This is a genomic window from Streptomyces novaecaesareae (assembly GCF_000716875.1).
GTDB classification, from domain to species: Bacteria; Actinomycetota; Actinomycetes; order Streptomycetales; family Streptomycetaceae; genus Kitasatospora; species Kitasatospora novaecaesareae.
Genome location: NZ_JNWQ01000035.1, coordinates 1 through 13,591, shown reverse-complemented (window position 1 = coordinate 13,591; position 13,591 = coordinate 1). Strand labels below are relative to the sequence as shown.

The 13,591-nt window shown below is 69.2% G+C and carries 8 protein-coding genes; all 8 read left to right on the top strand.

Annotated elements, in window-relative coordinates; all coding sequences use genetic code 11:
• Nucleotides 1-89: 89 nt before the first annotated feature.
• The 8 genes from OP86_RS15365 to OP86_RS15330 all read left to right on the top strand — a co-directional run bounded on the left by OP86_RS15365 (nt 90) and on the right by OP86_RS15330 (nt 13,499).
• Complete coding sequence (locus OP86_RS15365) at nt 90-872, top strand: hypothetical protein (protein WP_030259602.1); 783 nt, start codon at nt 90-92, stop codon at nt 870-872.
• A gap of 124 nt (nt 873-996) precedes the next feature.
• The gene (locus tag OP86_RS15360; protein WP_033332011.1) at nt 997-1,842 is read left to right on the top strand and encodes an SCO4651 family lipoprotein; all 846 of its coding nucleotides are present in this window, start codon (nt 997-999) and stop codon (nt 1,840-1,842) included.
• 100 nt (nt 1,843-1,942) lie between these two features.
• Nucleotides 1,943-2,899 (top strand): SCO4651 family lipoprotein, encoded by a 957-nt coding sequence (locus tag OP86_RS15355; protein ID WP_078589228.1) that lies wholly within the window; start codon nt 1,943-1,945, stop codon nt 2,897-2,899.
• A 165-nt stretch (nt 2,900-3,064) separates the two neighbouring features.
• The gene (locus tag OP86_RS15350) at nt 3,065-3,940 is read left to right on the top strand and encodes an SCO4651 family lipoprotein (RefSeq protein ID WP_157849743.1); all 876 of its coding nucleotides are present in this window, start codon (nt 3,065-3,067) and stop codon (nt 3,938-3,940) included.
• Nucleotides 3,941-4,300: 360 nt separating this feature from the next.
• The gene (rplJ, locus tag OP86_RS15345) at nt 4,301-4,864 is read left to right on the top strand and encodes a 50S ribosomal protein L10 (protein ID WP_030055779.1); all 564 of its coding nucleotides are present in this window, start codon (nt 4,301-4,303) and stop codon (nt 4,862-4,864) included.
• A gap of 85 nt (nt 4,865-4,949) precedes the next feature.
• On the top strand, nt 4,950-5,333 hold the full coding sequence (rplL, locus tag OP86_RS15340; RefSeq protein WP_198959424.1) for a 50S ribosomal protein L7/L12: 384 nt from the start codon (nt 4,950-4,952) through the stop codon (nt 5,331-5,333).
• Nucleotides 5,334-6,028: 695 nt separating this feature from the next.
• The gene (gene rpoB, locus OP86_RS15335; protein ID WP_030055781.1) at nt 6,029-9,505 is read left to right on the top strand and encodes a DNA-directed RNA polymerase subunit beta; all 3,477 of its coding nucleotides are present in this window, start codon (nt 6,029-6,031) and stop codon (nt 9,503-9,505) included.
• A gap of 100 nt (nt 9,506-9,605) precedes the next feature.
• Nucleotides 9,606-13,499 carry a DNA-directed RNA polymerase subunit beta' gene (locus OP86_RS15330; protein WP_030055782.1) on the top strand — a complete coding sequence of 1,298 codons (3,894 nt, stop codon included), beginning with the start codon at nt 9,606-9,608 and terminating at the stop codon, nt 13,497-13,499.
• Nucleotides 13,500-13,591 lie beyond the last annotated feature (92 nt).

The window sequence follows — 13,591 nt, the reverse complement described above, 5'->3', positions numbered from 1 at the left end:
GGACGCGGGCGGATGGGAACAGTTGGCTGGGACGTCGTACGCTCTGCCGGTCAGATCATGTGGAGAACCCGTGACCGCCGGAGAGTGCCGTGCCGCCCGCCCCCCGCTCCGCCGCCCTGCTCGCGGCCCTGCTGCTGATGGGCGGCGCCACCGGCTGCAGCCTGCTGGCTGCCCCGGACACCCGCACCCCCGGCAACCCCGCACCCGTACCGCCCAAGCAGGTGGTGCTGAAGGCCGCCCAGGCGCTGGACGACGCCGGCGGCGCCCGGATCGAGGTGGTGCAGGAGGGCCCGGAGGGCCGGCGCACCGCGAGCGGCACGCTGGTCTGGGGAGCCTCCGACGAGGCCGCGCTGACCGTCACCGACGAGGCGGGCGCCGGGCAGTTGGCCCTGAAGGACGGCGCGGTCGACCTCGTCTACCAGGGCGGTGCGGCCAGGCACGCCGACCGCTACACCGCGGAGTCGCTGGACCCGAAGGCCGGCCCCGGCCCGGACGGCTACGCCGGCGGCTGGATGACCGCGCTGGTCACCAACCCGGGCAGCCGTGCCTACGCGATCGCGCAGACCGTCAAACTGGGCTCGCTCGGCGGCGAGCAGCTGGCCGGGACGACCGTCGCGCACTACCAGGGCTCCGCCCCGGTGGACGAATTCTTCGGTGCGGACGAGGAGTTGAGCCCGCAGCGGCGCTCGGCGACGGTCGAGTGGTACCGGCAGCGCGGGGTGGCGGCGATCGGCTTCGACGTCTGGGTCGGGCCCGGCGAGCGGCTGTTGAGACTGCGTGAGACGGCCCGGGGGAGTGCCGGAACCACCGTGACCACGACGGATGTCCCTTCTCCCGGGACGGGCGATCCGACGCCCTCCGCAACCGGCTGACGGGAGCGGGATATCCGGTGCGTGGCGGTTCCGGCGATCCGTTAGAGTCCGCCTGGGAAAGGCCTGAGAAGAGCTGAAAATCGGCTCTTCCATGGATCGGATCTGATCTCACGGGGGTACCTTCATGCGCGCTGTGCGCCTCGCCTCGGTCGTCGCGACGACCGCCGTCCTGCTCGCCGGGGCCACCGCCTGCGGCGGCAGCAAGGGCGGCAACGACACCAAGAGCGGCGACGCCAAGGGCAGCGACGCCAAGGGCGGTGACCCGATCGCGGCCGCGCTGACCGCGGACCCGAAGGCGGCCCTGGCCGCGTCCGCGCTGGTGATGCAGAAGGCCGGGAACGGCAAGGTCAGCATGATCAGCCCGGACGACGCCAAGGGCGGCGGCACCGGCGACGCCGACTGGAAGGACCCGGGCAAGGTGTCCGTGGACCTCGTCGGCGACATGGGGAGCAAGAAGCTCAAGATCCGGGTGATCGGGGCGGACGCCTACCTCGGCGGCGACGGCGCGGCCCTGGGCGGCAAGCACTGGGTCAAGCTGCCCGCCGGGAACGAGGCCGGCGACGGCTTCCGGGCGGCGGGCCAGATGCTGAACCCGGTCGTCGTGCTCACCGTCGCCGCCCAGAGTGGCAAGCTCTCCAAGGTCGGCCAGGAGCCGCTGGACGGCGCCCAGACCACCCACCTGCGGGCTGTCGAGGACACCTCCGCCCTGGTGGCCGGGATGTCGGCACTCCCGGCGGACCAGCGCCAGGCCGTCCAGAAGACGCTGGAGCAGGACGGCAAGACCCTCACCTTCGACTTCTGGCTGAACGGCAAGCAGGAGCTCGCCCAGTACCAGGAGTACGGCGAGACGAACGGTGCGAAGGACGCCGTCACCGTCAAGTACTCGGACCTCGGCAAGGCCGCCGCGATCACCGCGCCCGCCGCCACCGACCTCGGCAGCGAGGCCGACCTCCTCAAGCTGCTCGGCTGATCCGGCCGGGGCCCGCACCGGAGCCCGGGGGGCTCCACCCGCACCAACCGGCTACCACCCCGGGCGCACCGCGCGCCCGGGGGTCCTCAAGGGGGGAATCATGGCTGGAACCCGCAAGATCGCCGTGGCCGTCGTCCTCGCCGCCCTGGCGCTGACCGCGACCGCGTGCAACGACACCGACGGCGGCGGCAAGAACGCCGCCCCGGCCGCGCCGACCACGGCCGCCGGGCCGTCCTCCGCCGCGCCGTCCTCAGCCGCGCCGTCCGCCGACGCTCCGTCCACCGGCGCGAAGCCGGTCAAGCTGACCCCGGCGGTCCTCCTGGAGCAGGTCACCCAGAAGACCACCGCCGCGAAGTCGGCGAAGATCGACGAGGTGATCACGCTCGGTCAGGTCACCATGAAGGGCAAGGGCGCGGTGTCCTGGGCCGACGGCCTCCAGGGCGACATCACCATGGACCTGTCCGGCTCCCCGCTGGGCAGCGTCCTGGCGCCGGTCACCGGCGGCAAGACCGCTCCGTACCGCTACACCAAGGACGCGATGTACATGCGCCTGGGCGGCGACGCGGTCGACGCCTTCGGCGGCCGGCACTGGCTGCACTACAGCAAGGCCGACATGGCCAAGGCCTCCGGCGGGTCGACCGACCAGCTCAAGAGCGCGGACCCGGTGCAGGGCGTCCGGACGCTGATCGCCGGCGGCAAGGTGACCGAGGTCGGCCAGGAGACCGTGAACGGCAAGGCCACCACGCACTACACCGGTGAGCTCAGCGCGGACGACATCGCCGGCGCCACCGGCACCGGCCTGACCCAGGACGAGCTGGCGCAGATCAAGGACAACCTGACCACGGCCGGCGTCACCAGCGAGACGATCGACGTCTGGGTCGACGCCGACAAGCTGGTGGTCAAGCGGACCGAGCAGGCGGACACCAAGGTCGGCGCGATGAAGGCCACCGTCAGCTACTCGGACTACGGCACCCCGGTCAGCACGACCGCGCCGGACCCGTCCGACACCGTGGAGCTCTCCGAGCTGGCGAAGCTCGACAAGGGCGCCACCAGCTGAGCCGCCCGGCCGGGGAGCCGACGCCGTCGGCTCCCCGCACCGGCGCCCGACTCGGCCGACCGGTGGATCCGCCCGGGCCCGAGGGGCTCGGCCAGGGGGCCGCCACCGGGCGGGCCGGGGACGGGTGACATGGTGGCGGGGACCAGGGCGAGGAAGGGAACGGGCGTGGCGGGACGGCAGCGGTTGGCGGCAGTGGCCGTCGTCGCCCTGCTGGCGAGCGGGCTGAGCGGCTGCGGCGGGGGAGACGACGCGACGGCCTCCTCCTCGGTCAGCCCGGCCCCGACCAGCGCCTCGCCGGCCGGCGCCTCCCCGAGCCCGGCCAAGCCGACCGACCGCTCGCCGCACGGAGTGCTGCTCTCCGCCCAGCTGGCCATGCAGACCGCCCGCCGGGCCAAGGTCAGCTACCGACTCGGCGCCGACGCCGGATCCGGCCCGCTGTTCTGGCAACCCAAGACGGCGCTGCAGATCAAGCGCTCCACCCCGGCCGACGCCGAGCAGCTGATCGCCGTGGACACCGTCGCCTACCAGGGCGGCGACGCCGCCACGGCCGTCCGGCAGGGTGGCAAGCACTGGGAGCGCTTCACCGTCCCGCCGGACCCGGACGGCCGCAAGGAGGTCCCGTACGCGGGGCTGGTCGACCTGCTGAACCCGGTCGAGGCGCTGGCCGCGGCCACCGCCGACGGGGTGGACCCGGCCTTCGTCGGCGAGGAGAAGTACGAGGACTCGACCGTCGAGCACTACAAGGTCACCACCACGGCCGAGAAGTACGCGGCCGCCCAGACCCAGCTGTCCCAGACCCGGCGGGACGGACTGCGGGCCGCGCTTGCGCCCGGCGGCTCGATCTCGCTCATCCTGGACCTCTGGCTCAACGACAAGGACCAGCTGGTCCGGCTCCAGCGCACCGGCAACGGTGACAGCGGCCGGGCGGACGACTCGGTGCTCTACACCGATCTCGCCGGGGCGCTGCTCTCGGCACAGGCGCCGGCCGAGACGGACACCGTGGACACCGGCGTCCGGACGGTCTCCCCGCTGGCCCGCTGAGCCGCGGGGGCAGCCTCCGGAGTTGCTCCGTCCGAGGGCGATTTGCACCGCGGGAGCGGCTCCGGCTACTGTGGCGGAAGCCAAAGACCGCTGGTTGTCGCCGTGCGCCCGTCAGGGAGCAGGTGACCGAAGGATCTGCGCTTCGTCGCAGGCAGCCCGCGCAGGTGCGTCTGGAGCTTCGACTTCCGGGTCCGCGTTCGCGCGGGAGCCCGTCGAGGTCGTTCCGAGCCCCGTGCCCCTGCGCACCGGGGCTCATTGCATTTCTGCAAGAGCTTTCCTTCCGTCCAGCCGGTCCGCGGCAGAATTGGTCGACTTTCGTGGTCGGCCTGACTTCTACATCACGGAAGGAGGCGTAAGCCTATGGCCAGGCCCGACAAGGCTGCCGCCGTCGCCGAGATCACGGACAAGTTCCGTGGCTCCTCCGCGGCGCTGCTGACCGAGTACCGCGGTCTCTCGGTGAAGCAGGTCAAGACCCTGCGTCGCTCGCTCGGCGACAACGCCGAGTACGCCGTGGTGAAGAACACGCTGACCAAGATCGCGGCCAATGAGGTCGGGATCACGGAGCTCGACGACCTGTTCACTGGTCCGACGGCTGTTGCCTTCGTCACCGGTGACCCGGTGGAGTCGGCGAAGGCTCTGCGTGACTTCGCCAAGGAGAACCCCGCTCTCATCATCAAGGGCGGTGTCCTTGACGGTAAGGCGCTGTCCGCCGATGAGATCAAGAAGCTCGCGGACCTCGAGTCCCGCGAGGTGCTGCTCGCCAAGCTGGCGGGTGCCCTGAAGGCCAAGCAGTCCCAGGCTGCCGCGCTCTTCCAGGCCCTGCCGTCGAAGCTCGTCCGCACTGTGGACGCGCTGCGCGACAAGGTCGAGCAGGGCGGTGCCGGTACGCCGGCTCCCGCCGCCGAGGACGAGGCCGCGGAGTAATTCCGCAGGCTCACGCCTCGCTGCGGGCCCGTGCCCGCCCAACCCGTACATACGGCACCACCTGCCGAATTAGTGGAAGGACGCCATCATGGCGAAGCTGACCCAGGACGAGCTGCTCGCGCAGTTCGAGGAGCTCACCCTCATCGAGCTCGCCGCCTTCGTGAAGGCCTTCGAGGAGAAGTTCGACGTCACCGCCGCTGCCCCGGTCGCCGTTGCCGCCGCCGGTGGCCCGGCCGCCGTTGAGGCCGTCGAGGAGCAGGACGAGTTCGACGTCATCCTCGATGGTGCCGGCGACAAGAAGATCCAGGTCATCAAGGAGGTGCGCACCCTGACCTCCCTCGGCCTGAAGGAGGCCAAGGACCTCGTTGACACCGCTGGTGCCAAGGTCCTGGAGAAGGTTGCCAAGGACGTTGCCGAGAAGGCCAAGGCCGCCCTCGAGGGTGCCGGCGCCAAGGTCACCGTCAAGTGATCATGCGCCCCCGCTGAGGGGGCGTGCGGCCGGGCCGATCACCCTTGCGGGTGGTCGGCCCGGCCTTTTCGCGTTCCCGGGGCCCGTGGCGGCACCCGGCCCCGTTCCCCCGTTCGGGCCCGTGGGGCCCACCGGTGTGGCCGATGACCCACTCGGCACCGTCGGTGCCGGGAGGTATGGTGATCACCGTCGTCAGGGCGGCCCCCACCACGGCTTCTGTAACGCCGGAGGGGTCCGGACCGATAGACGGGTCGAGGCCCGCGCCGTCGGCGGGCCCTTGACGAACCAGGCGCGGCGCGCGATTCTCAAGGCGCGAGTCCGCCCGGTTGGTTCGCTGCTGGATGCATAACCAGTGGCCCGGCGGGAAATGACTCCACGTGAGTTAGAGCAGTACCCGGTGGGCGTCCGCGCCCGCCGGCTACCGGGAGGAGTCTCCGATTCGGTCTCCGAATCAGAGCTGGACAGCAGTGTGGCCTTTGGCTACACTGTCCCTTTGCGCTGCCTGTTAGCTGCTCCGTGACTCGTCGCCCGGAGTTTGCGTTGCCCTGAAGGGGTCTGGCATCGCCTCCGCAAAGCGGCTCTGACCTGGGGTTTCGACCCCGGCGGAGGCCAGTGGCGAGGAGGCGGGACCAAGCCCGTGAAGGCCCGGCTGGTACGCGCGTAGTGAGCTCCGAGCCCTCGGAAGGACCCCCCTCTTGGCCGCGCCGCGCAACGCCTCGAACAATTCCGCCGCATCCACCGCCCCGCTCCGCGTCTCCTTCGCGAAGATCAAGGAGCCCCTCGAGGTCCCCAACCTCCTGGCCCTGCAGACCGAGAGCTTTGACTGGCTGCTCGGCAACGCGGCCTGGAAGTCCCGGGTCGAGGCGGCGCTGGAGAACGGTCAGGACGTCCCCACCAAGTCCGGTCTGGAGGAGATCTTCGAGGAGATCTCGCCGATCGAGGACTTCAGCGGGTCGATGTCCCTGACCTTCCGCGACCACCGTTTCGAGCCGCCGAAGAACTCCATTGACGAGTGCAAGGACCGCGACTTCACGTACGCGGCTCCGCTCTTCGTCACGGCCGAGTTCACCAACAACGAGACCGGTGAGATCAAGTCTCAGACGGTCTTCATGGGCGACTTCCCGCTCATGACCCACAAGGGCACGTTCGTGATCAACGGCACCGAGCGTGTCGTCGTGTCGCAGCTCGTCCGCTCCCCGGGTGTGTACTTCGACTCCACCCTGGACAAGGTGTCCGACAAGGACATCTACTCCTGCAAGGTCATCCCCTCGCGTGGTGCCTGGCTGGAGATGGAGATCGACAAGCGCGACATGGTCGGCGTCCGCATCGACCGCAAGCGCAAGCAGTCCGTCACCGTGCTGCTGAAGGCTCTCGGCTGGACCAACGAGATGATTCTCGAGGAGTTCGGCGAGTACGAGTCGATGCGCAACACCCTGGAGAAGGACCACACCCAGGGCCAGGACGACGCGCTGCTGGACATCTACCGCAAGCTGCGTCCGGGCGAGCCGCCGACGCGCGAGGCCGCGCAGACGCTTCTGGAGAACCTGTACTTCAACCCGAAGCGCTACGACCTCGCCAAGGTCGGCCGCTACAAGGTCAACCGGAAGCTGGGCAACGCCGAGTCGCTGGACTCCGGCGTGCTCACCGAGCCCGACATCATCGGTGCGATCAAGTACCTGGTGAAGCTGCACGCGGGCGAGACCGAGTGGAACGACGGCACCGGCCGCGACATCGTGGTCGAGGTCGACGACATCGACCACTTCGGCAACCGTCGCCTGCGCAACGTCGGCGAGCTCATCCAGAACCAGGTCCGTACGGGTCTCGCCCGTATGGAGCGCGTCGTGCGCGAGCGCATGACCACCCAGGACGTCGAGGCGATCACGCCGCAGACCCTGATCAACATCCGGCCGGTCGTCGCCTCCATCAAGGAGTTCTTCGGCACCAGCCAGCTGTCGCAGTTCATGGACCAGACGAACCCGCTGTCGGGCCTGACCCACAAGCGCCGTCTGTCCGCCCTCGGCCCCGGCGGTCTCTCCCGTGAGCGCGCCGGCTTCGAGGTCCGTGACGTGCACCCCTCGCACTACGGCCGCATGTGTCCGATCGAGACCCCCGAAGGCCCGAACATCGGTCTGATCGGGTCGCTGGCCTCGTACGGCCGGGTCAACGCCTTCGGCTTCATCGAGACCCCGTACCGCAAGGTCATCGAGGGTGTCGTCACGGAGCAGGTCGAGTACCTCACGGCCGACGAGGAGGACCGCTACGTCATCGCGCAGGCCAACGCCCCGCTGACGGCGGAGCTGACCTTCGCCGAGCCGCGCGTCCTGGTCCGCCGCCGTGGTGGCGAGATCGACTACATCCCCGGCACCGAGATCGACTACATGGACGTCTCGCCGCGCCAGATGGTGTCGGTCGCGACCGCCATGATCCCGTTCCTCGAGCACGACGACGCCAACCGCGCGCTCATGGGCTCGAACATGATGCGCCAGGCGGTGCCGCTGCTGAAGAGCGAGGCTCCGCTGGTCGGTACCGGCATGGAGTACCGCTGCGCCGTCGACGCCGCGGACGTCATCACCGCCGAGAAGGCCGGTGTCGTCCAGGAGGTCTCGGCCGACTACGTCACCGTGGCCAACGACGACGGCACGTACACCACGTACCGCGCCGCCAAGTTCACCCGCTCCAACCAGGGCACCGCCTTCAACCAGAAGGTGCTCGTGGACGAGGGCGCCCGGGTCGAGGCCAACCAGGTGCTGGCCGACGGCCCGTGCACCGACGAGGGCGAGATGGCCCTCGGCAAGAACCTGCTCGTGGCGTTCATGTCGTGGGAGGGTCACAACTACGAGGACGCGATCATCCTGTCGCAGCGCCTCGTGCAGGACGACGTCCTCTCCTCGATCCACATCGAGGAGCACGAGGTCGACGCCCGTGACACCAAGCTCGGCCCCGAGGAGATCACCCGGGACATCCCGAACGTCTCCGAGGAGGTCCTCGCCGACCTCGACGAGCGCGGCATCATCCGCATCGGCGCCGACGTCGTCACCGGCGACATCCTGGTCGGCAAGGTCACGCCCAAGGGTGAGACCGAGCTGACCCCCGAGGAGCGCCTGCTCCGCGCGATCTTCGGCGAGAAGGCCCGTGAGGTCCGCGACACCTCGCTGAAGGTGCCGCACGGTGAGTCCGGCAAGGTCATCGGCGTCCGCGTCTTCGACCGCGAAGAGGGCGACGAGCTCCCGCCGGGCGTCAACCAGCTGGTCCGCGTCTACGTGGCCCAGAAGCGCAAGATCACCAACGGTGACAAGCTCGCCGGCCGTCACGGCAACAAGGGCGTCATCTCCAAGATCCTGCCGGTCGAGGACATGCCGTTCCTGGAGGACGGCACCCCGGTCGACATCATCCTCAACCCGCTGGGTGTCCCGTCCCGAATGAACCCGGGACAGGTCCTGGAGATCCACCTCGGGTGGCTCGCCAAGCAGGGCTGGGACGTCTCCGGCCTCGCCGACGAGTGGGCCCAGCGCCTGCAGGCGATCGGCGCCGACACCGTCGAGGGCGGCACCAACCTCGCCACCCCGGTCTTCGACGGCGCCCGCGAGGACGAGATCACCGGCCTGCTGGACAACACCACCCTCACCCGTGACGGTGAGCGCCTGGTGAACTCCACCGGCAAGGCCCGGCTGTTCGACGGCCGCTCCGGCGAGCCGTTCCCGATGCCGGTCTCGGTCGGCTACATGTACATCCTCAAGCTGCACCACCTGGTCGACGACAAGCTGCACGCCCGCTCGACCGGCCCGTACTCGATGATCACCCAGCAGCCGCTCGGTGGTAAGGCGCAGTTCGGTGGTCAGCGCTTCGGTGAGATGGAGGTGTGGGCCCTTGAGGCGTACGGCGCGGCCTACGCGCTGCAGGAGCTCCTCACCATCAAGTCCGACGACGTGCTCGGCCGCGTGAAGGTCTACGAGGCCATCGTCAAGGGCGAGAACATCCCCGAGCCCGGCATTCCCGAGTCCTTCAAGGTCCTCATCAAGGAAATGCAGTCGCTCTGCCTCAACGTGGAGGTGCTGTCCTCGGACGGCCAGTCCATCGAGATGCGGGACTCCGACGAGGACGTGTTCCGCGCCGCCGAAGAGCTCGGCATCGACCTGTCCCGGCGCGAGCCGAGCAGCGTCGAAGAGGTCTGACGGAGGTTGGGCCGGCCACGTGACCGTGGCCGGCCCGCCCCCAGGCCCCCCTCAGACCACATGAACGACTCTCGACTTACGAAAGAGGGCTTGACGACCAGTGCTTGACGTCAACTTCTTCGACGAGCTCCGCATCGGCCTGGCCACCGCCGACGACATCCGCCAGTGGTCCCACGGCGAGGTCAAGAAGCCGGAGACCATCAACTACCGCACCCTGAAGCCCGAAAAGGACGGCCTCTTCTGCGAGAAGATCTTCGGCCCGACCCGGGACTGGGAGTGCTACTGCGGTAAGTACAAGCGCGTCCGCTTCAAGGGCATCATCTGTGAGCGCTGCGGCGTCGAGGTGACCCGCGCCAAGGTGCGCCGCGAGCGGATGGGCCACATCGAGCTGGCCGCCCCGGTCACCCACATCTGGTACTTCAAGGGTGTCCCGTCCCGCCTGGGCTACCTGCTGGACCTGGCGCCGAAGGACCTCGAGAAGGTCATCTACTTCGCCGCCTACATGATCACCTGGGTCGACGACGAGCGCCGCCAGCGCGACCTGCCGTCCCTGGAGGCGCACGTCTCGGTCGAGCGCCAGCAGATCGAGAACCGCCGCGACTCCGACCTCGAAGGCCGCGCCAAGAAGGCCGAGACCGACCTGGCCGAGCTGGAGGCCGAGGGCGCCAAGGCCGACGTGCGCCGCAAGGTGCGCGAGGGCGCCGAGCGCGAGATGAAGCAGCTGCGCGACCGCGCGCAGCGCGAGCTCGACCGCCTCGACGAGGTGTGGGCCCGCTTCAAGAACCTCAAGGTCCAGGACCTGGAGGGCGACGAGCTGCTCTACCGCGAGCTGCGCGACCGCTTCGGCACCTACTTCTCCGGCTCGATGGGCGCGGCGGCCCTCAAGGACCGCCTGGAGACCTTCGACCTGGCGGAGGAGTCCGAGCGCCTGCGCGAGATCATCCGCACCGGCAAGGGCCAGAAGAAGACCCGTGCGCTGAAGCGCCTCAAGGTCGTCTCCGCGTTCCTGCAGACCACCAACAAGCCCAACGGCATGGTGCTGGACTGCGTCCCGGTCATCCCGCCGGACCTGCGTCCGATGGTGCAGCTGGACGGTGGCCGCTTCGCGACCTCCGACCTGAACGACCTGTACCGCCGCGTCATCAACCGCAACAACCGCCTGAAGCGCCTGCTCGACCTCGGTGCCCCCGAGATCATCGTGAACAACGAGAAGCGCATGCTCCAGGAGGCCGTCGACGCGCTGTTCGACAACGGCCGCCGCGGCCGTCCGGTCACCGGCCCGGGCAACCGCCCGCTGAAGTCCCTCAGCGACATGCTGAAGGGCAAGCAGGGTCGTTTCCGCCAGAACCTGCTCGGCAAGCGAGTCGACTACTCGGCCCGTTCGGTCATCGTCGTCGGCCCGCAGCTCAAGCTGCACCAGTGCGGTCTGCCGAAGGCCATGGCGCTGGAGCTCTTCAAGCCGTTCGTGATGAAGCGCCTGGTCGACCTGAACCACGCGCAGAACATCAAGTCGGCCAAGCGCATGGTCGAGCGTGCCCGTCCGGTCGTGTGGGACGTGCTCGAAGAGGTCATCGCCGAGCACCCGGTTCTGCTGAACCGTGCGCCCACCCTGCACCGCCTCGGCATCCAGGCCTTCGAGCCGCAGCTGGTCGAGGGCAAGGCCATCCAGATCCACCCGCTCGTCTGCACCGCGTTCAACGCGGACTTCGACGGTGACCAGATGGCCGTCCACCTGCCGCTCTCCGCGGAGGCGCAGGCCGAGGCCCGCATCCTGATGCTGTCCTCGAACAACATCCTGAAGCCGGCCGACGGTCGCCCCGTCACCATGCCGACCCAGGACATGGTGCTCGGTCTGTTCTTCCTGACCTCGGACCGCGAGGACGTGAAGGGCGGTGGCCGTACCTTCTCGTCGACCGCCGAGGCGATCATGGCCTTCGACGCCCGCGAGCTGGACGTCCAGGCCCCGATCGAGCTGCGTCTGGCGGCCGGCACCGTCCCGCCGCGCGGCTGGACCCCGCCGCTGGACGAGGACGGCCAGTCGAACTGGTTCGACGGCGAGCCCTTCCGCCTGAACACCACCCTGGGCCGCGCGCTCTTCAACGAGCTGCTGCCCGAGGACTACCCGTTCGTCGACTACGAGGTGGGCAAGAAGCAGCTCTCCGCGATCGTCAACGACCTGGCGGAGCGCTACCCGAAGGTCGTCGTCGCGGCGACCCTGGACAACCTGAAGGCGGCCGGCTTCCACTGGTCGACCCGCTCGGGTGTCACCGTCTCGATCTCGGACGTCGTCGTCCCGCCGAACAAGCCCCAGATCCTGGAGGGCTACGAGGCGAAGGCGGAGAAGGTCCAGCGTCAGTACGAGCGCGGCCTGATCACCAACGACGAGCGCAAGCAGGAGCTCATCGGCATCTGGACCCAGGCGACCAACGAGGTCGCCGAGGCCATGAACGAGAACTTCCCGAAGACGAACCCCATCTTCATGATGGTCGACTCGGGTGCTCGTGGAAACATGATGCAGATGCGCCAGATCGCCGGTATGCGTGGTCTGGTGTCGAACGCCAAGAACGAGACCATCCCGCGACCCATCAAGGCGTCGTTCCGTGAGGGTCTGTCCGTGCTGGAGTACTTCATCTCCACCCACGGTGCCCGTAAGGGTCTGGCCGACACCGCCCTCCGTACCGCCGACTCCGGTTACCTCACCCGTCGTCTGGTCGACGTCTCCCAGGACGTCATCATTCGCGAGGAGGACTGCGGCACCGAGCGCGGCCTGAAGCTGGCGATCGGCTCCGTGGGTGCGGACGGCGTGCTGCGCAAGGCCGACGACGTCGAGACCAGCGTGTACGCCCGCATGCTCGCCGAGGACATCACCGTCGACGGCAAGCTGCTGGCCACCGCGAACACCGACCTCGGTGACGTGCTGATCGACGAGCTGATCCGCCACGGCATCGGTGAGGTCAAGACCCGCTCGATCCTGACCTGTGAGTCGGCCGTCGGCACCTGCGCCATGTGCTACGGGCGCTCGCTGGCCACCGGCAAGCTGGTCGACATCGGTGAGGCGGTCGGCATCATCGCCGCCCAGTCCATCGGTGAGCCCGGTACCCAGCTGACGATGCGTACCTTCCACACCGGTGGTGTGGCCGGTGACGACATCACCCAGGGTCTGCCGCGTGTCGTCGAGCTCTTCGAGGCCCGTACCCCCAAGGGTGTGGCCCCGATCTCGGAGGCGCAGGGCCGGGTCCGCATCGAGGACACCGAGAAGACCCGCAAGCTGGTCATCACGCCGGACGACGGCACCGACGAGATCGCCTACCCGGTCTCGAAGCGTGTGAAGCTGCTGGTCAGCGAGGGCGAGGCGGTCGAGGTCGGCCAGAAGCTGACCATGGGTGCCACCAACCCGCACGACGTCCTGCGGATCATGGGCCAGCGTGCCGTCCAGATCCACCTGGTCGCCGAGGTCCAGAAGGTCTACAACTCGCAGGGTGTGTCGATCCACGACAAGCACATCGAGATCATCATCCGGCAGATGCTCCGCCGCGTGACGATCATCGAGTCGGGCGACGCCGAGCTGCTGCCCGGCGAGCTGGTCGAGCGCGGCCGCTTCGAGCAGGAGAACCGTCGCGTCGTCGCCGAGGGCGGTCACCCCGCCTCCGGCCGTCCGCAGCTGATGGGTATCACCAAGGCCTCGCTGGCCACCGAGTCCTGGCTGTCGGCCGCCTCCTTCCAGGAGACGACCCGGGTCCTCACCGACGCGGCGATCCACGCCAAGTCGGACCCGCTGCTGGGCCTCAAGGAGAACGTCATCCTCGGTAAGCTCATCCCGGCCGGTACGGGTCTGCCCCGTTACCGCAACATCCGGGTCGAGCCGACCGAGGAGGCCAAGGCCGCGATGTACTCGGCCGTCGGCTACGACGACTACGACCTGTCGCCCTTCGGCGCCGGCTCCGGCCAGGCGGTTCCGCTGGACGACTACGACTACGGCCCGTACACCGGCTGAGTCGCGCGTCACTGATCGCAGGGCGGTCACCCCTCACGGGGTGGCCGCCCTGCGGCGTTCCCGGGGCTCGGAGGGGGTCTGTGGGGGTCTGC